The organism is Bdellovibrio sp. HCB-162 (assembly GCF_047344985.1).
Lineage (GTDB): Bacteria > Bdellovibrionota > Bdellovibrionia > Bdellovibrionales > Bdellovibrionaceae > Bdellovibrio.
In genome coordinates this window covers 580,733-603,331 of sequence record NZ_CP178861.1, presented here as the reverse complement: position 1 = coordinate 603,331, position 22,599 = coordinate 580,733, and the positions used below count along the sequence as shown (strand labels likewise).

The following is a 22,599-nucleotide window of genomic DNA, read 5'->3' as shown; positions in this document are numbered from 1 at the left end:
CGTCTAACGATGAGGTTAAAGCGATGAATCGATTCATGATTAAGTATTATCTACTTTCAGCGTTGAGTCTCGCCTTGACCCTTCAACATTCCATGGCCCACGCATCACCTTCCACGCTCACGTATCAAGGCCGTATCGTCAAAGATGACGGATCTCCGCTGGAGTTCGGAAGCGTCAGTTTTATTTTTAAGATCACGGACCCTTCCGGCGCCTGCATTATTTATCAAGAGCAAGTGAACGGATATGACATGACAAATTCCAATGGTGTCTTTGACGTTCCCATTGGTAACGGAACTGTGACTTATCCAACCGATGGATCTTTAAGTCTTCTGGAAGCCTTCAACAATTCCCGTTCTTTTATTTGTAGTGGCAATTCAAATTATGCAGCGAAAGCGGACGACGGAAGAAATTTGCGTGTGCAGTTTTTTGATGGCGTAGGTTGGAAAACGATTTCTCCTGACAATGTCATTCGTACTGTGCCTTTTTCAGGCTATGCTCTTTCTGCGCAAAAACTGGGAACTTATGCTGCGAATGATTTTTTGGTTAAAGCGGGTCTTCCGACATGTGCGTCAGGAAGCTATCTTACTTGGGACGGCAGCGCTTTAACTTGCGCGACTCCAGCGGCTCCTCCCTCAACAAATCTTTCTGGAGACGTCAGTGGCACTTTATCCGCCAACACCGTGGATAAAATTAAAGGCGTGAGTGTTAATTTTAGTTCTTTGAACTCTGGCGAAATTCTTAAATACAATGGCAGTGCTTGGGTGAATGGAAGTTTGTCCTCCTCCAGTCTTTCTGACGGTTCAAGTTTACTAAAAGCTTCACAAATGCCAGCGAACTGCTCTGCGAATCAAACACTGACGTTTTCTTCACCGACCGGAAGTTGGACTTGCGATAACATCACTGTCACGGCGGCAAACTTTGGATCTCAGTCCGCAAATACTTTTTTAGCAGCACCTAATGGCTCCGCGGGAAATGCTTCCTTTAGAACGATTGCCGCAGCCGACCTACCTGCCGGAGTTGCCACACAATGGACGACCTCTTCACCAAATATTTATTATAACGGTGGCAGTGTTGGTATTGGTACAAACTCCCCGACTGTCAAACTGGAAGTCGCAGGAACCGTCTATTCAACAACGGGTGGATTTAAATTCCCTGATGGCACCGTACAAACAACAGCAAGCACAAGTTCTTACGTCACCGTCGGCCCTTTTGATGGCTACAGTCGCAATGTCTTTGTCGGCGTCGGCCACAGCAATGGCACAGCGACAGGCACGTCCAATGAAGCTTATGGAGACAGCAGTTTAAATTCACTCACAACGGGTTATCGCAATATTGCCATCGGTATTAATACTCTGGATAACGTGACTTCCGGCACACAGAATATTGGTATTGGTGAACACGCCGGTGACAATGCGACGACGGGCTCAAATAATGTAGCCATCGGCCATCACACTTCTTTTGCTTCAGCGACCGCAAGCAATCAACTGAACATTGGAAATTGGATTTATGGAGCCAATGGAGATATCGGAATTGGAATATCGAGTCCCACACAGATTCTTGAAGTCAGTTCTTCGGCAAAAGTTCCGTTGATCACATCGACAGGCGGCTATGGCGGCGATTACGTCGGCGGCGGATTTTTAGCGCAAGGGATGCCAAGAGCCAATGGATACTTTGCTTTCAACATGGCCCATGAATGGTTTGCGGGAATTCCGTATGGTGGCGATGGTTATGCGATCAACTACAAATCGACGTCGTCTCACTCTAATTCGACTTCGGATATTACGGGCATTGGTGGCAACTCCAATTATTTTTATATCTCAACGAATGGAAAGGTCGGCATAGGCACAACGTCTCCGAACTACAATTTGCACGTCATTGGAAATGCCGGATTAAGCACGGGAACATCTTGGACGAATGCTTCAGACGTTCGCTTAAAAGACATTCAAGGTGACTATGAATACGGACTTAAAGAAGTATTGCAGCTTCATACCGTGAGATATAACTATAAAAAAGGAAATCCATTGGGACTTCCTTCGGACTACTCAAAAACAGGTTTCATTGCCCAAGAGGTTCAAAAAGTCATTCCTGATGCAGTCACCGTAAGAGAAGATGGATACCTTGAGCTCAATGTAGACCCTATTCATTGGGCAGTCGTCAATGCTGTGCAAGATTTAAATAAAGAAATCACGCGTCTGAATACGGAGAATCAAGAACTTCGCCAACGACTCGATCAGCAAGAGAAAGAATTGGTAGCCATCAAAGCCAAGCTGGGTCTTTAATATAAAGAAACGGCTGGAGATTTTCCGCATGAATGAAAAAGAAAAAAGCCAAGCGTCTCCGATGCTTCACGCTCTTCGGGGGCTTGTGAAAAGTTCCGACATCACATATGAAGATCTTGGAAAGAAAATGGGGCTCAGTCCCGATACGATCAAGCGTCTCTTAAATGGTCGCATTCCCATCACTCTGCAAAGAATTTCTGAAATATGTGATATCTTAGAGATCGACTTGTACGAACTTGCCCGCCTTTCAAAATTTGGAAGCAAGGGACCGACGACATTTCTAACTCTGGAGCAGGAAAAAGCCCTGGCTTCGGACGACGAACTCTTTGCGGTTTTTTATTTGGCCGTGATGGGATTTTCTTTTGAGGAAATTTCTCGAAAATTCAAATTCGGCCACGACAAGATTCTAAAAATCGCCCTTGAATTGGAATCTTTTGGAATCCTGGAACTTCACCCAAAAAACAAATTAAAGATGACCGTATATCGAAAAGTTCGTTGGAATATGAACGGCCCCCTTCATAAAAAGTATATGGTGCCAATGGCCGTTGACTTTGCCACTGACGTTTACCAAACCCCGGAGTCCTTTAAATTCTTTTTTAATTGCCCGTTATCGGCGGATTCACAGGAAATCGTTTTGCGTAAACTTCGAGAACTGGGACGCGAGATTGAGCACATGTCAGAAATGGATCTCAATATCCATGGTGCGCTGGATTCAAATATTAATATTCTTATTGGCGCAAAAACGTGGATGCCGGAAGTCGTTCGCAAACTGATGAAATAAAAAAGGCTCTCTTGCGAGAGCCTTTTTGCTTTTGCATCTATCTATAAATCGGTAGATACAGGTTTTGATCTGATAAGATCGCCAAGTAACGACCGGCCACGGCTTGTGGGAAGTCGGCGTTGGCATTGTACTTAGCTTGATACTCTACGATCAGCTGATATCTTTGCTCGATATCCATGAGTTTCACTTCTTTTTGCAGAGCTTGCTCAGCCACCACAAAAGCGTAAGCGCTCATATCACGATGGGTGGTTTTCAAGAACGCATCATCTTTAGCACCAACATATAATTTGTAATAGTTTGTGCCTTCCGTGTCAGCTTGGCGGAAGTTCCAGTTCGCTGCAGAAATTTCTTTGCGATATTGACCAGGAATCATGTCACGCACCTTTGTCATGATAGAGACATAAAGAGGACGTGCACGGCTGCTGTCTGTCATAGAAAGCTGCTTTTTATTTAAATCCAAAGCAATTTGGATCAACGAATCACTTGGAAAACGACGGCATGGCAATTCGTTTTGGATGGCCAACTGCAAAACATCGTAAGTCGCATTCAACAATGTTTTATAAGCAGGTTCAGAAACTCCGCCGGATCTCACCGCATTGTATTGGTCAGCAAAGAAGTTCAACAATGTTAAAAGATATGTTGTAGACGTGTAAGCGCCGCCCATACGCAATGTCGCAATATAGTCATTCACTTGATCTTTAAGCTGATTGCCCGCAAATTTTTCTTGCACAGAACCTGGAGCCGCCGCTTCCGCACGGGACACCCAAAGTTGAACAGGCTCTAACTTATCTTTAAGAAGAGCGTCGATATTCTTTTTGCAAGAAAACTCTGGCACGCGTGAGCCCAAAGAAAGTTTTGGTGCTTCTTTGGTCGAGAACGCTTTGATTTCCAAAGTGGCTTCTCCGCCCATAGCTTCCGCGAGAACTTCAATCGCCGCGATGCCCGTTGGAATATTTAAAATCTCTGAACTGACAGCGGGACTTGGCTCATCGACAAGAATTCCCGCCAATTGACGCACCGGAATCTTGTCACCTTTATCGGTAACTACCGTTGTCGAATAAATTTTAAGGCGACCCATTTTCGATTTTGCTTCAAGGCGCACCAGAGGCAGCGCGCGTGACAAATCCAGACGATAAATTTCTCCACCGGCTTGGCGAGTGACTTGGTCAATACGACCGACACCTTCATACTGCACTTGTCCCGGCGGAGGAGACGGTTGTACCGGAGGCGCTGGTGGTTTCGGCAACTCAGCAGCAAACGCTATTTGTGCACCCATGAGGACTGCAATGAGAACTTTCTGAAAAAAATGAAGAGACATTTTGTGAACCCCTTTCTTAGTTTAATCATTCGAACTCGTGTTGAAATTTGTATTGGACCCGCTGAGCTTTCGCAATTTACGAATTCGTCACCTAGAAGGAGTTTGTTAAATTGCGTCGGACCGCCGCATTCTGTCCGTAAATATCGTCAACGAAGCGAACAACTCCATCTGAACTGATCGTCGACGTCAAATAGGCTGTGTAGACTGGTGTGATCTTGGCTTTGGGAATTGGCAGCTCCGTAGACTTCGCAAGAACTTCACCAGGACGCGCCATCACTGCTTGAATAGTCGCGCGATCCCAAGGCGTGTCTTCAAGAAGAAACTCCGCCAGATCCAAGGGTTTTTCGAGACGAATACATCCGGAGCTTACCTGACGCATCGGTGTATCAAAAAGTTCGCGTTGATTTGTATCATGCAGATAAATCGCGAAAGAATTTGTTAAATCAAACTTCAAAACTCCTAACGCATTCCCCAAATGTGGCAATTGTCGAATTTGAATATCAGGAGAAACGCGTCCTTCACTAATACCCATCCAATCCACAGTCGTCGGATCAATTTTACGACGGAAGCCTCCATCCCATACTTCATAGTTGTGTGATGAGAAATATTCTGCGATTTGCGCTCTGGAGAGTTTTTTCAGATCATTCACCTTGTCTTCACTGAAGATCGTCGGTGGTACAACCCAGAACGGGTTGATAATCACGCGCACAACTTCGTCTCGCATCGTCGGTGACTTACGTGCCGGACGCCCATTCACCGTTCTGAAACTCATCATACGCGGCCATTCATTGGTGCGGTCGACAAGCATAAAATAAGACATCGCCAAGTTTACGAAGATATAGCGATTTTCAAAATATTGTGGGAACCAGCGCATCTTCTCCATATCGACCTGCAACTGACGCACGCGATCCATACAGGAGACGTTGAGAAACGCCCACACTTTTCCATTCGGAGAAATTTCTCCGTCAGGATTGATACGCATATTCCATTGAATATCGCTGATGGCACTCAACATGTCTCCATCGAAGGTATCATCCATTTTGCTAATCCGATAACCTAGCACAACCAGGCGCTGTTTGATATCGATCACGGTTTTGTGATGCGAGTAAAGACGGATCGGCGTCGTTAATGGGGTGATGGGGCGCCACGAACCGTCCTGACAAGCAGAATAGATTTTTTCAAAAGCTTCCTTCACCGCCAGATACGGAGCATTTTGCGGAGCCACCATGTCTGCCAAGACGGCACTTCTTCTTCCCGCAGCGACAAACAAAGTCATCAACTGTTGCGGTGATAAAAAATCTTTGCGAATGAATTTGACGTCTCTTCCAACGCTTTGCGGATCTACACTGCCTCGATGCAAGTCATTGAGCATTTTTAAATACGCCTGATCAGCAAGCGGTTTCAACGTGCGCGAAAGGTTTCCTCCTGTAACGTAGGCGTTCTCTAAGCGTTCAGTCCAGTACGCTTGAGGATTTAAACCGTGACGCCAAATATTGAGCATGGCACTTCTCATATCCAAAATATCGATTTGCGATAACACGTTGGAATAATCGGCCCTATTTCCCGACGAAGCGTTTGTTCTCATCTGAGCCCAACCGTTCACGACGTAAAGCTGAGACACAAGAGACACAAGAACCATAAAACGTACAACTCTGATCATGGCATTCTCCTAAAAATCATTTTTAAGATTTGTCTGAATTCTCAAATGCGAAAGTAATTTTCCGGAAGGAAAAAACAAGTTCCTGCCTAAAATCAGATGTGGTTTGATTCGGGGTCCGGTGGCAAGAGTATTGACAGTCGTGTCTTTATTTCAAGAGGCTTCATTTTTCCCCTGCGAAGAAAACATCAGAGCTATAAACAGTGTCTTATGCGTGGATTGTTATTTGTTTTTACATTCTTAGCGTTTACCAGTGTGTCTTTTGCTTCGAGCGAGAATCTCTCATGGCCTGTCAAAGACCCCGAAAATCTCCGTCTTAAAAAACTTATTTCGTTAGATCACAAAAGCCTGCCTGTTTCCGGGAAAGACGTGGTTGTGGCCGTGATCGATACGGGGGCTTCCGCTGCGACGGAGCCTTTAGCCAAACACCTGGTTCCCGGTTGGAACTTTATCGACAATAACGCTTCTACAATGGATTTCGACGGTCACGGCACTCCGGTTGCGGGCATTGTGACGTTGATTGCTCCCTCCGTTAAGATCATGCCTTTGTTAGTGATAAAAGAGTATGGATCTCAAGACGATATCGTCAACGCCACGGTATATGCGATCAAGCGCAATGTTCCTGTCATCAATCTGTCTGTGACGTTCACGGAAGAGATGTTAAGACGTGTGCGTGATACTGTTGGTGATGAACGTTTTAAGAAAAGTCTTTTAGTTTTAGCTTCCGGAAACTCCGGGGAACGTTACCCGAGTTTGCAAGAAAAATGGCCCAACGTGATTGTTGTCGGCACTATCGGCCTTGATCTTCCTATTCATTCTACTTCGTACTCCGTTTACGGCCCTGATGTCGATATCGCCGCTCCCTCGGGAGACGCTGAAGATGGCATTGCCACCTACAGTCCTTTTTCAACTTCTTTGCATCCTTTCAATGGAACTTCCGGAGCCGCTCCCGTCGTTTCCGGAGCCGCCGCTTTACTGAAAGAAAAATATCCGAAAGCACAAGGCGCCGACCTTAAGAAAATGCTGATCACAAAGACTTGCCACTCGAAAGACATCAACGTTTTTGAAGGACGTCTTTTAAATATTGGTCGTCTCTTCGATAAAGCCTACAAATGTTTTTAAGGACTGAGATCAACAAAAGATTTTAGTTCTTTTAAGTGAATCGCCCACGCTGTCTCAAAATCTTTGATTACGTTTTCGCGTTTGTCTTCGGGAAGATGCTCCCAACCATCATGCGTAACAGTAAGTACGCGCTCTTCACCATTATCATCAATCTTGAAAGAGCATTCCGTTTCCCACTCAATGGGCCAGTCTTTCTCATGCCAGGTGAATTTAAGTTCTTCTTTTTCGCGGGCTTGCAGAATTTTTCCCGTAGCCACTTGTGCGACGCCTTCGCTATCAACCCAAGGTTCTTTAAAAAGTCCGCCGATTTCAGGTTCGATAACGACACCGTCATTCCACCACTCTGACAATTCTTCAGGACGGGTCAGAGCTTCCCAGATTTTAGAAGGTTCTGCATGCAAAGTTATGGATTTCTGAATGACTTCACTCATACGCCACCGCCTTGATGAGGTTGTCTTCAGAATAAGAGAATGTGCTTAAAGGGAATAGATAATTTAGACAACCCGTTCAAATTTCAAATTACGGGGATCGAAAATGTGAAACTGCAGTGGATTGACGCTCTTGACTTGCAGGCGAATCGGGTCGCCTTTTTTGAAAACGTGCCCGGTATGATTGGCAACTAACAAAAGCTCTCCTTGAAAATTGCAGAGAGCTTCCGAGGACGAGGCGGCTTCTTCCACCACCGCAGGAAGAATTTGACCTTTCTCAAGAGATTTTAAAAATGCTCTTGAAGCCAAGGTCTATCCCAAATCTTTCGCCATGTCGATGCGGCGGAATTCCACCGGACGAATCACAGCTTCTTTATTTGTATTGATTGGTTTTGCAGTCACGACCGGAGCGGCTGTTGGAGCTGCCGGCATGGGTTTTTCACCCAAGAAATTTTGCGCAATATTTTGAGTCACGTTAAACAATGCAGAAACATTATTTGCCGTTTGTTGAGCAGCGTCCTCTTGTTGTTTTACTTCCTGGCAAGCAGCCTTGAAAGCTTCGCCTAATTTTTTCAGCGCATCTTGATCTGCTTTGGGAACCTCAAAGACATTGCTCATATCTTGCGGAGCTTCTCTTTGCAGTGGAGTCATAAAGCTGATGTTATCGACATCGCTTAAATCAGACGCGGGTTCTACTTGTGCTTCTTCTTGCACCCATTCTGGAAGACTTTCTTCACAGAACATCAACTGATCGCGATTCACTTTGGCGATGAATTCGATTTCGCCCATAGAAAGATCCACTTGTTGTGCGATCTCTTCGGCACTCAAACCTTGATGGGCTAAGCGCGCGGCCTTCACATACTTAATTGTATTCTGGCGCTCAAGAATTTCAGTGTGCGGAATGCGATCTTGGAAAATCTTCGCGACTTCCAAACTCTTTTGCATGCTCTGTTCGATTTTAGCGAGTTGTTTATCCGACGCTTGGATTTTTGTTTGAATGTCTTTGACCTTGGATTCAAGCAACGCCGTCAGCTGATTCACTTGAGTTTCTGTGCGATCAGATAAGTCTTCAAGAACGGCGATTTTACTTTGCAAAAGCTGCAAGCCTTTGCTCAAACGAGGATCATCTTTGGGAGGACGATTAAGGCGAACCCACATCCCTACAACGCCTGCTAAAAGAATCAAATTCACTAGAACTTGTAGTAAGAACCAAAAGCTCACCCGGCCTCCTCGCCTAATATGATTTAATTCTAAACTGCCGAAGGTCCGTCTAACAATGAGACCTAGGTCTTAAAATGCCGGGAATGCCTGTATTTACAGGTGTTTCAAAACAGGACTAGACCCCGGACCGCTTTGGTACACAAAAAACGGTGTGCTATCCTGCATGAAAGGGGAGTGTGTATGTTCCGTGCATCAGTATTGGCGATGGTGTTGTTGTTGTCTGCTTGCGGGCCTGTGAAGTTTTCAGCATCATCAGAAGAAGACGTCAAAGTCGATCCGAACTCAAGCCCCACTCCGACACCCACAACTACTCCACCGACAAGTTTGCGCGATGTTCACTACAACAATACGGTGACGGCGACAAACAACAAGCTTGATATCGTTCTTGTGGTTGATGACTCCAACTCGATGTTGCCTGATAACCAGAAATTAGCAGCGAACCTTGCCGGGTTTGTGACGAAGCTTCAGAATTCAAATATTGATTGGCAAATGTGTGCGACGGTGACTCGTGAACTTCCCATTACCACAACGACCTCCGCGTGGGGTGCATCGATTTATTGGCAACAATCCTCTACCCCGTCTTCAAGTTTAGGAATTGTTCTTAAAAAAGGGACTGCGAATCTTTCAACGATCTTTACAAACACGATCAACTACATCAACGCAGGCTGGATCGGTTCTGATGATGAACGCGCGATCAAAGCAGCTTACCGTCACGTTTACAATGGCGACCTTCGCTACAATCCCAACAGCGGTTGCTATCGTCCAGACTCTGCAATTGCCTACATTATTATCTCGGACGAAGACGAAAGAAGTATCGGTGGTGATGCTTCTCAACAGGTTTATTCAGGCGAACTTAAATCTCTTGAAAACGAAGACAAACCGGATGTATTTGCGAACTACGTGAAAGACACCTTCGGGGCCACTCGCCGCTTCACTGTAAATTCTATCATTGTGAAACCGGGCGATACTTCTTGTAAGGCGGCTCAGGACAGTGGCGGCTACAAGAGCCATTACGGATTTAAGTACGCCGAACTTTCAAACCTGACAGGCGGTGGTATCGGAAGTATCTGTGACTCCGACTATTCTGCGAATATGAATTTGTTCTTTGACCGTATCCAAGATTCTTTGAGTTCCGTTCCGTTGGAGTGTGCTCCTTATAACGGAAACCTCACTGTGACGATCACACCGACGATCGGTCCTGTGCAATCTCGTATTGAAGGTATGAACTTGGTATTCGATACACCAGTTCCAGCAGGTCGCACGATCGATATTCAATATCAATGTGCTGATGACCGTTCGCCAAGCTCGGTGGAAAAAGCCACTCCGCTTAAAGAGGAAGGCTTCTTCGCCCGCATCTTCGCGTTCTTCAGAAATCTGTTCTAAGCAGAAGATCCAATTTAAAAATAAAAAAGGCGAACACTGAGTTCGCCTTTTTTTATTGTTCCGGGCCTTAAGCCCTCAGCCTTGTGTGGGCCGTGCAAACTTAATTAGTTCGCAGAATTAAAGAATCCGTAAGACTGACGAGGCGCAATTTCATAGATTTGGCCGTCGATCGCCGTTTGGATCGCAATTGTTTTAGTTCCATCGATTTGGAACAAGTGACCGTCGTAAGTCAAACCCACAACGATATTGCCCACTTTGTGGATGCGTTTGAAGTTCTTATCAAGCTTCATAGAAGAAGCGCGTAAGAACGGTCTGAAAGACTCTGTGCAACCGAATTCGTACACGTTGCCATCATCCGCCATCAAGTAATTCAAACGAGACGTACGGTCGTAACCATTCACGTACAAAATACCAACGGCCTTTGCACCGTTCATTGGAAGCTCATTCACAGTCGCCGCGCGCGGATCGCATGTGAACTTCACTTTATCAGCGTAAACCTTCGCCATCCATTGAGCACCAATATGCAAGTCCACAAGCTCTGCTCTTTGTGCCGGAGTTTGTGAGTTGTACTCAATCGCAGCTTCCCCTGCCGCTTGAGAAATCTTGCCTTCATTTTTCGTGAAGAGGTATTCCGCCGGAAGATTTTTATCTTCAGGGAACAAGATCAAGTGCTGAGCACGAGAAACAATGTGACCCAAAGCTGGAGTGTCACCCAAAGTTTCTACACGGTTGCTCTTTGTTACATCCAAAGAGAAGAAACCTTTTGTATTGCTCATCAAAAGAAGTTCATCTTGACGATCTACACGTGCCGGAGTTTCAAACGCTTCATCCGCATAAGTCACAGCAGAAGCCAAAGAGTAAGCTTTCAACGCCGGATGAAGATCTGTCGCGTATTTTGCAAGCTGAGCGTAAGTTTCCACAGTCACGGCATAAGAGCCACCGTCAGAAATACGCACGTCACAAGCGCCTTGCAAACCTTTGCGAGCGCCGCGAGAGCATGTTGTATGAGGATAACCGTCAATGTGACGAGCCTCATGCATGAACACACTTGCGCGATCCAAAGCCGAGAATGCATCCGTCAACATCATTGGACAGATGTACATTGTGTTACCAAAACCGTAAACGTAAGCGCCTACACCTTTTGGACAGCTGCTTTGCACATCAAGATCATCGATGCGACCGATGAAGTAGTTGTACCAGCTTTGTGAGAAACGGCCTGAGAAAAGTTCATCCGAACTTTTTGGCATGTCGGCTTCGAAAGCCGTTTTTCTCATGAACATGATTGTGGCAATCAAGTTCGAAGTTTGTGAACCGTCAAAACAGAAATCTTTTCTTGCAAGGTCTCTGAATTGTGTGAAGTGAGAAGCGATCTCTGTCATTTCTGCTTTAGAAACGCAGTCCGCTGCAAGAGCCGTGGAACCTGTAAAGCCCACGATAAAGCTTAATAGCAAAACAAGTCTTTTCATAATTTCCCCTCTGTTATGAAAACTTGCAGGGGATCTTATTCAAAAGATTCAAAAGATCACGAAAAAAGACTAATAATGCAGCAGTACAAAATTATTATAAATCTTCTTAATCTCAGCTATTACTTATTTGAGCTTGGCAAAGCTTCTTTCGGCATATTCGCGCAAAGAGCGGTCTGTAATTTGACTGATGACGTTCTTTACTTGCTCACGGCGGACTTCATCCTTGCGGGCCTGCTCAATCAAAGAATCGATCGCCATACGACGCAAAGACTTCTCTTGAGCCGCCAAAGTCTCTTCCGGAGAATGCACCGGGTGTTCCCCTTGCATTGCCAAGGGAGCTTGCGCGATTTCGCTCAAAGCCCCCGACGTCACTTCAGGAGCCAAAGTCATTAAATACACCGCGAGAATACGATTATTCGCGGATTGGTTCATATTTAAGGATTTTTCTTTCAGATACTGCACCTCAAAAGGTTCCATCTTTTGAACGGCCTCTTTAAGCTGTGCCTCTTTGCCCCTCGGATCTGCAGAAGACTTTTCCATGTCGCGAGCTTCGTTTTCAAACCACTGAATGAAGGCAGCGCTGACTTTAGAAATATTCGCGACTTCATTTCCCTCAGAAGATCCACCTTGAACTTGGGAAACTGTGCCTTCGGTGATCGCAATATTTTTTGAAACACTTTTGCGAAAGGATTGAGGAACCCATTTTTCTTGAAAATCATCATCGCCCAAAATCAGAAATAAAATTCCTACAGCGATCACAATCAGTAAAAAATAAAGGTTCTTTTTTTTCATCTAAACTAGCTGCCCGACAAAGTCTTTCATTCTCACAATGGCCCGTTTCATTGTTTCTTCTGAAACGGCGAAACTTAAACGCATAAATCCTTCGGTGCCACACTCTGCACCTGGAACTGTCGCCACATAGAAAGTTTCAAGCAAGATATCGCAGAAGTCTTTCGAAGTGCGGATCAAACGGTCTTTGTATGTTTTGCCCAGGCAAGAGCGAATATCCACCCAAAAATAAAAAGCCCCTTGCGGTTCCGCGACTTTGAAGTGCGACACCGAAGAAAGTTCTTTCATTCCAGATTCTTTTCGCGCGATCAATTTATGCACGACTTCGGAAATGTCCGATTCACTGACTTTAAGACCTGCCAATAAAGCATGTTGCGAAATGCTTGAAGGAGATCCTGTTGACTGACTTTGATAATCAGCCATCGCCGTAATCAATCTTTCAGGTCCCGCAGCCCAACCAATGCGCCATCCTGTCATCGAGTAGGCTTTAGATCCGCCGTTCACCAAAACGGTGCGATCACGCAAGTCAGGTGCCACCTGCAAAATATGCGGAGCTACTTTAGTACCATCAAAAACCAAACGGTTGTAAATATCATCAGAAATAATTGCAACCTGCGGATGTCTTCTTAAAACTTCCGCCAGAGCTTTTAATTCTTCAGCGGAATATTGAAGTCCCGTTGGATTGCTTGGGGAGCAGAATAAAAATGCTTTTGTTTTTGAGTTGATGGCTTTTTCCAGTAAGGCCGGGGTGATTTTGAAATTTTCCTCTTCACCACACTCCACAATGTGAGGCACTCCATCAGCAAGCTCAATCATTGTCGGGTAACTCACCCAGTAAGGAGTCGCGACAATCACTTCATCCCCAGGCGAGCAAAGCATCTGCAAAGCAGCGAAGATAATATACTTCGCACCTGACGCGACCGTGATTTCTTTGGGAGTATAATCAAATCCCAACTCAGTTTTAATTTTTTCAGAAATGGCTTTGCGAAGTTCGATCGTGCCATTGGCAGGAGTGTATTTTGTGATCCCTTTTTGAATCGCTTCAATACCCGCATCCGAAGGAGCTTTGAATGTCGGCCAGTCAGGCTCGCCGACTGTGAGGGAGATCACGTCATGTCCTTGTGAAGCCAGCTCACGAGCTTTGGCGACCAGGAACAATGTTGGAGAGGTCTTCAAATTTTGGGCTCTTTTTGAAAGCTGAATCAACTCTCACTCCTTTATTTTTTAATCTTCTTTTCTAATGCCTCGATCACACATTCAGGAACCAAATCTTTTAAAGCACCGCCGTTAATCGCCAGCTCTTTCACCCCACGAGATGAAATGTAGTAGTACTCGGGGCTTGCAAAAACCAACAGCGTTTCAATTTCCGGCGCGATTTTTCTGTTCATGTTCGCCATCGTCATTTCGTATTCAAAATCAACCACGGCACGAAGGCCTCTGACGATGACCTGTGAGTTCGCTTTTTTCATATACTCTACAGTGAGTCCACCAAAAATATCGACCTTTACATTCTTTAAATGCGATAAAGATTTTTCAATCAAAGCTTTGCGTTCTTCGGCCGTGAACATGGATTGCTTTTGCGAAGACTGCGCCACAAGAACAATCACTTGATCGTACTGACGAGCAATGCGGTTGATGATATCAACGTGTCCCATCGTGATCGGATCAAAACTTCCAGGATAAACCGCGATTTTACTCATTGCTTTCGCCTTCCTCTAAAGCGCTTTCATGGCAGAACAAATTCAAATACTTGTCCCCGTAGTCCTTTTGGCTATAACGAACCAAAGCACCATAACGCTCTTCCATGCGTTCTTTTTTTTCTGACTCAATTGCCATAATTGTATGCGCACCAAAACCTTCGCTTTGACTAGCAGTTTCCATTACGGCGTGAGCCATTTTTTCAGTGAATGGAGGATCCGCTAAAATCACGTCAAAGGGTTCTCCCTTGTAGGATTTCAAATACGCAATCACATCCATATTAATAATTTTATACTGATCACCGGGAACCTTGAGCTTCTCCAAATTCTGACGAGTGATCGTCAACGACTTCGGATTTTTTTCCACGAAAGTGCAAAAAGTGGCATCCCTGGAAAGGGCTTCGATCCCTAAGTTGCCTGTGCCACAAAAAAGATCGACGACTTTGGCTCCTTCGATATGAAACTGAATTTTATTAAACAACGTTTCTTTCACGCGGTCTGTGGTCGGGCGAATGTGATCCGCCTTAAACGCCACCAACTGATGTCCACGATACTTGCCCGCGATAATTCTCATGTTAACAATTCCTCAGCCATTTTTACGATGGCGAATATATCTTCAAAAGGTTTCGGCACAAAAAGGTTGGCTCCCATCTGCTGAGCCGTTTGCATATTGTGCTCTCCAGAAAACGCTGACATCAAAATCACTTTCGCGTTTCCTGTAGCACCGATTTCTTTGAGCACTTCAGGTCCCGTTAGACCCGGCATCAAAACATCAAGAAAAACCAAATCCGGATGCCATGTTTTCCAGGACTGCAAACCTTCCGTGCCATTCACAGCTTCCATCACATCATAGCCTTTGCTTTTTAAAGCACGACTTAAAGAGCGACGAACTAGAGCTTCATCATCAACGATCAGAATTTTCAAAACTTACTCCGGACGCTTTTGTGGGAGCACGATGGTGAAACAACTGCCATGAGGTTCCACGTTACGAAACTGGATGGTGCCCCCGAATTTTTCAATGATGGACTTAGACATACTTAACCCAAGACCTGTCCCGTGTCCTTCTTTTTTTGTCGTAAAGAAAGGTTCAAAGATGCGTCGTTGAATCTCAAGCGGAATGCCCGGCCCTGTGTCTTCAATCTCAATCAAAACTTTTCCTGATTCCGCTTTTGTCACGACACGCAAACGACCTGGGTCTTTCATTGCCTGACAAGCGTTGTTAATCAGATTAAATACAACCTGTTGTAATAGATGCGGCTCAACGAAGACACTGCTGCCTAAAGTTTCTAAATCGACTTCCAAACGATGCAGACGCAAAGCCGACTTCAACATCGGCAAAGTTCTTTCGATGACTTCATCAACGCTGATATATTCTGACGGCTGATCTTCGCCTTTCGAAAAATCGAGGAGATTTTTAATAATTCTCTGCGAACGTGCCGTGGCTTTTTCAATCTCTAAAAGATCGGCGTGCAGATTTCCCTCTTTCGGAGACTCCTGCAAAAGAACTTGTGTCAAAGAGCGAAGGCCCGTCAGAGGATTATTCAATTCGTGGGCGATATTTCCCGCAAGCATACCGATGGCGCCCATTTTTTCACTTTGAAGCATTTGCAGATAAAGCTCGCGAGACTGCGTGATATCCACATACTGATTCACAACATTTGTCGGACGACTGCCGTGATCCAGCAAAACCGGATAGCTGTGCACTTGATATACCCGTCCGTCGACTTGAATTTGCCCTGCCTGCGGGCGACCGTCTTTCAATGCTTGCGGCACCGGGCATCCCTCGCAAGCTGATTTTTTATGCGCAAAACTTTCGTAACACTTATGTTGCAAAAACTTATCCGTGAATTTGCGGTTCGCGCGCACGACGTTGTATTCCACGTCGACGATCGCAATAGGATCGCGCATCCCATCGAAGGTTTTTTCCCAACGATAAGAGAAACTTGAAAGCTGATTTTCTAAAAGCACGCGGTCCAAAGCCATGCTGAGCGGACGCATACGGTCTGCCATAAAATCAACAAATGGCCCCATCTCTTTATCTGAAAGAGAGTTTTCAACACACAAAATGGCTTCACCTTCACCACCCACAAAGTGACTGGTCAGACGAAGCTCCATCGGAACAACATACGCTTTGATAAACGGACGACCAAAGTGATTGGCAAAATATCTAACAAGTTCCGCACTGGGAACCTGCGCTGTTTTCGGAAACTCGAAATGAGTCATCGTTTCGGTTTGCGTAAAATGACCCAACTGAAAACTCAAAAAGAAAGTTTTTCCACCACCCAAGCGGTACGCCAGGATCGGATCACCCATTTTATGAAATTTGCGCAGCTCTTTTCTTAAAATTCCTAAGATGTCTTCAAAGGACGTCTGTGTTGCAAGATCTTTAATAAAACGAATGAGCTGTCTTTCGCGATTGAGCTTTTCACTTTCTTCACGGTGAGACATTTCGATGTACTGAGTGCGCTCTTCCACCATGCCCTCAAGAGAGTTGGTCAAAGCTTCGAGCTGTTTGTTTTGATAAGAAGATTCTCTTAAGAGCAATGAACGAGACAAGTACGTGGAATGCTTTTGCAAAGCATTTTCAAGCTGTGTCCATACTTCTCTTTCGCTCAGAGGCCAGCGCATAAATCGAAATACTTGCGCTTTATTGATGCCTTCACGCACTTCTTGTTCGGTGAGATCGGCGGCAATTAAAATTCGAGGAGCCATAGGTTGATACAAACGAGCTTGGACTAAAAACTCCAGACCTTCACCAGCACCAATATCCTGGACTAAGATCGAGGAAAACTTTTTGGTTTTTAAAAGCAAAAGGGCCTCTTCGCACGAGGCCCTAAAAATAATCTCCACTTCCCGCTTTTGAAACGGGAAGAAATGCGGAAGTCTAATTGGCGATACGTTTCCGACCCATAGAATGGGATCCAGTTTGTTCGGAATCGATATGAGACCCTGCGTATTCCCCATGAAGTGACTTCTCCAACACCCGCAAATGATCTAACCACATTTGCAGAACATTGTTCAAATCATACTCTAGGACATCCGCTAAAAGAACAAAATCCTTATTTTCCAAGGCGCGCAAAGCCTCAGTCACAGTTTTCTTACTCTCTTCTTCGGCCTTGAACCAGTTCACTGGACTAGCGACCAAGAATTGATCGCCCATGGTGGCCTTGATCGTCATTGTGCTGTCGATAAGGAACTCACAGTTTTGTACAAGATCGTGAATCGGTTTTAAAAGACCGCTCAAGCCTTGAGCACGCATTCTTTGCGCCAAATGTTCGGTGCTTTCAATCAGCTCCGGCAATGCTTCGATCCAACCTTTTAAAACAATGGCTGTGATGTCACGGCTGTTTTCCGTAAGGTATTCCAGCGTTTCAATTTCCGCCAAAGTCACGGTCGAAAAACGAGCTTCGTCGGATTCGGCGATTTCCAAACCATTGATGACGTAACGACACACCACTTGGTTTGTTGAACGCAAATCCTGTTCGATATCACTGAACACACGGCCCAATGCTACGTTCTCTTTATAAAAATTGCGAAGTTCCTGACCTGAAACTTTAAAGCGTTCCATCGACACCCTCTTCTTCCTGCATAAGAGCTTCGTGAGGAATGTAGGCTTCCAAGTGGCGAGCCCAACGATCATGAACATTCAAAGCAGCGGTACAGATTTCCTCTAAAGTTCCTGGGCCAATGCGGACCTTCTCCGCTTGATACCAGCTAATAAGAGGACTCAATTCAGGCACCATCTGGCTAATATTTTGAATAACTTCTTCCGCACGATCCAATAAAGGCCCAATAATTTGCAAACCTTTCTCAGGAACCAGCGCTATTTGCTCCATCGCAAAGGCATTGATGTCCTGAAGCTGGATTGCTCCTTGAATAATTTCCATTCTTTCTGCCATGGGATAAGCACCGCCCAAATAAAGAGCCTGCACCAAATCCCACTGAAAACGCTCAAGAACCGTGTCTGGTCTTTCATAGCTGACAAGACCCCCTTTACGATTGATAAGTTCGGGAGCCACTTGGCCTTCTAGCAACATCGCCAAGATTTCGCCCAGACGCTCAGGAACCAACGTGGCTTCGTCTTCAATACGATAGATAAAACCGAGCGTGGCTTTCGGTCCCGTTTCCCAGAAATTCACATTTCCGATACTCAAATTGAACGTCGGAGTATCCGTCAATGAAGCCATGTGAATCGGAGCACTATCACAACCAACTAGAATTTCTGCCTCTTGGATCACAGAGAAGAGTTCAGAAATTTTCGTTTGCCCCACAAGATTGACGAAGTGTGCATCCGGAGCTGCATTTTGAATTTCATTTGCCAATGCGATTTCGTTAGGAGCACCAATCAAAACTACCGGCAAACCTTGATAGCGTTTTGCAAAATAATTAAGCGCACGTCCCCAGGCTTGCGGAGTTAAAGACTTGTGCTTTTCACTGGCACCGACATGCACCGCCATATAACAATCCGGCAAAGAGATCGCCGTATTGCCAAGCTGAGGCGCCGCCCAATCTTCTTCGGTGTATTGCAGATCTAACATCGAAGCAAAGACATCCGACAAATGCACGCGGTTGGCTTTACCAATTCCGACTTGAGCATAAAAATAAGAACTCACTTCATCGGACAAACACAAAGTGCCGTCGTTGTAGCGAGAATATCCTGTCACTGTCGTGTGAAGGTGACTGATCGCGTGAGTCAGATAACTTGATACCGGAGAAAAAGTAAAATTAATGATGTGATCATAGTTTTCTGCACGCAGATCTTCGATAACACCATTTAATCTTTCTAAAGACGTATCGATATCAGCGTCTTCTTGCACAAGAGGCGCTAAGATCGTGCTCACCGGCAACGACTTATGACAGTCAATAGCCGTCAACCCTTCGACAGCGCCTTCAAAACGAGGACGTGTCAGGAAATGAATCTCTGCATTCGGATGCGTGCGGCGAAGAGCGCGCAACGCAGGCCAAGTCATGTAAATATCGCCAAGTCTAGCGAGTTGTATTACTAGAATTTTCATTCTTCACTTGTTCCTTTACGAGTTCTTTTAAAAGCTGCACTCTCTCGGCTTCTTGATTATAGCTCTGCGTCTTCAAGATTTCGTTGTACGCTTTTTCCAGCCTCTTCAAAGCCACTGATAGGTAATTGTCCAATTCCTTTTGCATAGTAAGCTCCTTCCGTGGAGAGTGTTTGCAAATGATGAGTGAAATTTTCACGAATCGTTAGTAACTCTTCAACCTCTTGCAAAGCTGCATGAACACGGTCATAGATTTGCACCGGTTGACTAAAACGAGAGAGCAAGGCTTCCACAAAAGCTTGGAAGTAACCAGCGTCGTCCATTTTAGATTTGAGAATATCTTGGGCACAAAGAATCATTTCGGCAATGTCTGAGGACTGAAAGGTCCTGTGTGTTGCCAAAACTTCACGAGCTGGCAAAGCCGCTGTGGCTTTTGCTAACCATGAACGGTACAACGACGTCTTTGCGTTCCAAACTGCCGAGTTTTCCCGCAAAGAGTTGATTGACACTTTTTCTAGAAGATTTGCTGCAGCTCCGCCGTAAAACGGCTCCACCGCGCTGTTGTTTTTATCTAAGAAAAGACTCCATACTGCTCTTTCCATTTGATGATGCAAATTGCGTTCAGCGATTTTTTCACCGCTCAACTGATCCCAAACAGCCCCGAAGACTTGTTCAACAGTGACGTCATCAGCACAGATATGACTGCTTTGTGAACAATCCTGTGAGTGATTGCAAGGAGCGCATGGCGCCGCTGTCTTTAGAACAACAGACTGTGTTGAATAGGCCGCCGTTTTTGTTGGATCACTGCTACCAATAGCGATTTCTACAATCGGAGTCCCCGCTTGCGCCGCCATGTGTTTGATGCTTGTGTCGCCGGTGACAAGCAACGCCGCATTTTGCAAATGTTTGCGTGCTTCAAAAAGATCACAGATCAAAAGATCTTTTTCAGAGAAAACTTTCAGCAAAGAATCTCTTTCAAATGAAGCTCCTAAAACCAGAACCTCATAATCCACCAATGAAATTTCGATTGTGCGTTTGAGCTGGAAAAACTTTTCTAAGCCCCAGTTCTTTTTCTTGTCACTGGTAAGGCATTGCAGAAGAACCAATTTGGATCGGCGGGTTGCAGTGCCGGAGCCTTGAGAAATTAAGGCTGAAGCAGGACCCACCGGAATATCAAAAGCATTTCCTAAAAGTTCAACGTAATGAAATAAAGACTTTTGATTTCCCGAAAAACGATCGTTGAAATAACGAATCCAACGATTTGAAAGTCCTTTAAAGCGTCCGTCCTCTTGGTAAAGGCCGCGTTTATCGGCGATATTCAAAGCACCGATCAGATAAGCACTCAGCTTATTGTGAGTGAGGTTGATCGCCGTGTCGTAAGCTTCTTGATTCAGTCCCTGCACCAAGTTTTCCACTTGCGTGTAAGACCACAGAATATTGTAAGAAGCCTCTCCCATTCCTTTTTGCAAAGCCTCACGGTCAAAGAAGATGTACTTATCTACGACGCCTTCCAAGATACGCTCGACATTGGCAAATTGACGATTGAGCAATAGATGAATTTCCGCTTGCGGATTTTTTTCACGAAGGCCCTTTAGTAAAGGAACCTGCTGAATAATATCACCCAATCTTAGCAATGAGACGGCAAGAATTTTCATTATTTCACCAATTCCCCGAGAACGCGGAAAATTTGTTTTTTATTTTCTGGCATCACCGACGCTTCTACGACAGGCAAAACATCTTTAATAGAAAGCATTTTGTTCTGCTGAAGATACAAAGCCTTCATATTGATACCGAACTCTTCAAAGTGGTATTTGACCGACTCTGTCGTACGTCCCGTAAGGTGAGCGAAAATTTCCGAGAAGAAGTTCACTTGCTCTCCCCAGCATTCACGGAATGAAAGAACGTAAGATCTTTGTTCTAATACTTCCTGGAAAAGATCTGTTTTAAAGATATCTTGTCCTTGTTGCACAATGACGACTTCAACACGGTCGGAAAGTTCCGGAAATTGCGAACGGAAAACAGGAAGCAAGGATTCTCTGGACTCCACGACTGTGATTTTAAGATTTGGATCTACATCAGCCAAAGCGGCAATATGAAATCCAGAACCTAATCCCACCACAACAACGTTGGAAGTCGGAACGACTCCCAAAGAGTAAACCCATTTCAATCCTTCTCCGCGCGGATCACGCAAAGAAGCCAAAGATTGCCCTGCTTCAAAAGCAATTAAAGACGATTCATGATTTTCAGAAAAAGTGATCATCGACATAAATTAAGCAGCCTTTTGTGATTGAAGGATTTTCTTTTTGAGATTACGAACTTCAGTGTGATTTGGATTCCACAAAAGAACTCTTTCCATTTCAAGAAGAGCTTTATCGACTTGTCCCGCCGTACAGAACAGATTGATTAACACCAAAGACATATCTTCGTCTTCTTCAACTGACGCCAGATAAGCTTGCAATGCCTCGATGGCTTTTTGAATTTTTCCATCACGCAATCCCCAGTTTGCCGCCAAGTGCACCGCTGTTCTATTTTGCGGATTGATATCAATTGCCGTTTCGATATTCGCCCACGCTAGTTCATTATCACCAAACTGATTGTGAACCATGGCAAGTCCTACCCATGCTTTGTCATTATTCGAATTGATCTCAACAGCTTTACGGAAACAGAAAAGAGACTTGTCGAAATCATTGCGTTGAACCTCCAAAGTGCCGAAGTTCACGAGAAGCACGTCGGATTGCGAATTCATTGTGTAAGCTTTATTGTAGTACTCTTCAGCGCCATCAAAATCACCCTGCCGAACAAAGATATTTCCCATGTTCTTATAAACTTCGAAAAGCTGGTCATTTTCTTCCGTGATCACAGCCAAAGCTTCATAGTATTTGTCCAAAGCTTCTTGGTCGCGGCCGAGCTTATATAAAGACGTTGCGTATTTATAAAGACTTTCAAAACCATAATCGACTTCAATCAAAGTTTTGCGCGCGATCAATGCTTCTTGAACGCGAGAAGAGCGCTCTAAGCACGTTGCCAATAAATCCAATGTCACAGGATTGCGCGAATCAAAGTTGCTCGCTTGACGAAGAAGATTCATCGCCAATGGAATTTCTTTGTGCTTCATAAGCACGCGGGCATTCTTAATGAATGTAGCTACACGAGCATCAGTAACAGAGACTTCTTTTTCGGGTTGAGATTCCGCCTCGAATTCGGCGATAGCTTGTTGCGGATCAAAATAAATTCTGCCGCTCACTTCATTTTGAGCTTCAATACTATGAGCTTCGGCATTTGAATTGATTCCAGAAATATCACTGGACTTTTGAACGATCTGATTTTCCAACATCTGAATTTGTCTCCCTCGAATTTTCTGTAGGAGCAACACAGATGCCAATGGGTCTTTTTGTGTTTTATTGAATCTGAGGCAAGTTCAGCCCGTCAGTTTGACTCTTTTGCCG

20 protein-coding genes are annotated in these 22,599 nt (G+C 45.0%); 4 read left to right on the top strand and 16 right to left on the bottom strand.

The window, feature by feature from the left end; genetic code table 11:
• The first annotated feature begins 23 nt into the window (after positions 1-23).
• Positions 24-2,279 (top strand): tail fiber domain-containing protein, encoded by a 2,256-nt coding sequence (locus ACLSSO_RS02965; protein WP_413944011.1) that lies wholly within the window; start codon positions 24-26, stop codon positions 2,277-2,279.
• A 28-nt stretch (positions 2,280-2,307) separates the two neighbouring features.
• Positions 2,308-3,060, top strand: coding sequence for a helix-turn-helix domain-containing protein (locus tag ACLSSO_RS02960; protein WP_413944010.1), 753 nt, complete (start codon positions 2,308-2,310; stop codon positions 3,058-3,060).
• A 37-nt stretch (positions 3,061-3,097) separates the two neighbouring features.
• On the opposite strand, the gene ACLSSO_RS02955 is transcribed toward ACLSSO_RS02960, so the two are convergent.
• Both ACLSSO_RS02955 and ACLSSO_RS02950 read right to left on the bottom strand, forming a co-directional pair.
• Positions 3,098-4,378: a beta-sandwich domain-containing protein gene (locus ACLSSO_RS02955; protein WP_413944009.1), complete on the bottom strand. Its 1,281-nt coding sequence runs from the start codon at positions 4,376-4,378 to the stop codon at positions 3,098-3,100.
• A gap of 91 nt (positions 4,379-4,469) precedes the next feature.
• Positions 4,470-6,038 carry a L,D-transpeptidase family protein gene (locus ACLSSO_RS02950; protein WP_413944008.1) on the bottom strand — a complete coding sequence of 523 codons (1,569 nt, stop codon included), beginning with the start codon at positions 6,036-6,038 and terminating at the stop codon, positions 4,470-4,472.
• Positions 6,039-6,245: 207 nt separating this feature from the next.
• On the opposite strand from ACLSSO_RS02950, the gene ACLSSO_RS02945 reads away from it, so the two are divergent.
• Positions 6,246-7,157 (top strand): S8 family peptidase, encoded by a 912-nt coding sequence (locus tag ACLSSO_RS02945; protein WP_413944007.1) that lies wholly within the window; start codon positions 6,246-6,248, stop codon positions 7,155-7,157.
• Here the strand turns inward: ACLSSO_RS02945 and ACLSSO_RS02940 are convergent.
• Positions 7,154-7,588, bottom strand: a complete 435-nt coding sequence (locus tag ACLSSO_RS02940; protein WP_295901401.1) for an SRPBCC family protein — start codon at positions 7,586-7,588, stop codon at positions 7,154-7,156. The genes ACLSSO_RS02945 and ACLSSO_RS02940 overlap by 4 nt on opposite strands.
• 309 nt (positions 7,589-7,897) lie before the next feature.
• Positions 7,898-8,806: a DUF2802 domain-containing protein gene (locus ACLSSO_RS02935; protein ID WP_413944006.1), complete on the bottom strand. Its 909-nt coding sequence runs from the start codon at positions 8,804-8,806 to the stop codon at positions 7,898-7,900.
• A 180-nt stretch (positions 8,807-8,986) separates the two neighbouring features.
• Between ACLSSO_RS02935 and ACLSSO_RS02930 the strand changes: the two genes are divergently transcribed.
• The gene (locus ACLSSO_RS02930; RefSeq protein WP_413944005.1) at positions 8,987-10,189 is read left to right on the top strand and encodes a hypothetical protein; all 1,203 of its coding nucleotides are present in this window, start codon (positions 8,987-8,989) and stop codon (positions 10,187-10,189) included.
• 104 nt (positions 10,190-10,293) lie between these two features.
• Here ACLSSO_RS02930 and ACLSSO_RS02925 read toward each other — a convergent pair whose 3' ends face one another.
• From ACLSSO_RS02925 to ACLSSO_RS02870, 12 genes are all read right to left on the bottom strand, one after another.
• The gene (locus ACLSSO_RS02925) at positions 10,294-11,655 is read right to left on the bottom strand and encodes a hypothetical protein (RefSeq protein WP_413944004.1); all 1,362 of its coding nucleotides are present in this window, start codon (positions 11,653-11,655) and stop codon (positions 10,294-10,296) included.
• Between the two features lie 123 nt (positions 11,656-11,778).
• Complete coding sequence (locus ACLSSO_RS02920) at positions 11,779-12,447, bottom strand: hypothetical protein (RefSeq protein WP_413944003.1); 669 nt, start codon at positions 12,445-12,447, stop codon at positions 11,779-11,781.
• Positions 12,448-13,650, bottom strand: a complete 1,203-nt coding sequence (locus tag ACLSSO_RS02915; RefSeq protein WP_295905903.1) for a pyridoxal phosphate-dependent aminotransferase — start codon at positions 13,648-13,650, stop codon at positions 12,448-12,450.
• Positions 13,651-13,661: 11 nt separating this feature from the next.
• Positions 13,662-14,144, bottom strand: coding sequence for a pantetheine-phosphate adenylyltransferase (gene coaD / locus ACLSSO_RS02910; RefSeq protein WP_295905902.1), 483 nt, complete (start codon positions 14,142-14,144; stop codon positions 13,662-13,664).
• On the bottom strand, positions 14,137-14,715 hold the full coding sequence (gene rsmD, locus ACLSSO_RS02905) for a 16S rRNA (guanine(966)-N(2))-methyltransferase RsmD (protein ID WP_413944002.1): 579 nt from the start codon (positions 14,713-14,715) through the stop codon (positions 14,137-14,139). Before rsmD ends, coaD begins: the two co-directional genes overlap by 8 nt.
• Positions 14,712-15,065, bottom strand: a complete 354-nt coding sequence (locus ACLSSO_RS02900; protein WP_413944001.1) for a response regulator — start codon at positions 15,063-15,065, stop codon at positions 14,712-14,714. The genes rsmD and ACLSSO_RS02900 overlap by 4 nt, the downstream gene beginning before the upstream one ends.
• A 3-nt stretch (positions 15,066-15,068) precedes the next feature.
• The gene (locus ACLSSO_RS02895) at positions 15,069-16,952 is read right to left on the bottom strand and encodes an ATP-binding protein (protein WP_413944000.1); all 1,884 of its coding nucleotides are present in this window, start codon (positions 16,950-16,952) and stop codon (positions 15,069-15,071) included.
• Positions 16,953-17,025: 73 nt separating this feature from the next.
• Positions 17,026-17,709: a hypothetical protein gene (locus tag ACLSSO_RS02890; RefSeq protein ID WP_340590221.1), complete on the bottom strand. Its 684-nt coding sequence runs from the start codon at positions 17,707-17,709 to the stop codon at positions 17,026-17,028.
• Positions 17,696-19,156 (bottom strand): glycosyltransferase family 9 protein, encoded by a 1,461-nt coding sequence (locus ACLSSO_RS02885; RefSeq protein ID WP_413943999.1) that lies wholly within the window; start codon positions 19,154-19,156, stop codon positions 17,696-17,698. Before ACLSSO_RS02885 ends, ACLSSO_RS02890 begins: the two co-directional genes overlap by 14 nt.
• A gap of 56 nt (positions 19,157-19,212) precedes the next feature.
• Entirely contained in the window at positions 19,213-20,808 is a 1,596-nt protein-coding gene (locus tag ACLSSO_RS02880) for a glycosyltransferase family 9 protein (RefSeq protein WP_413943998.1), read from the bottom strand.
• A complete protein-coding gene (locus ACLSSO_RS02875) occupies positions 20,808-21,419 on the bottom strand; it encodes a hypothetical protein (protein ID WP_413943997.1) in 612 nt (203 codons plus the stop codon). The genes ACLSSO_RS02880 and ACLSSO_RS02875 overlap by 1 nt, the downstream gene beginning before the upstream one ends.
• Before the next feature lie 3 nt (positions 21,420-21,422).
• The gene (locus ACLSSO_RS02870; RefSeq protein WP_413943996.1) at positions 21,423-22,487 is read right to left on the bottom strand and encodes a tetratricopeptide repeat protein; all 1,065 of its coding nucleotides are present in this window, start codon (positions 22,485-22,487) and stop codon (positions 21,423-21,425) included.
• Positions 22,488-22,599 lie beyond the last annotated feature (112 nt).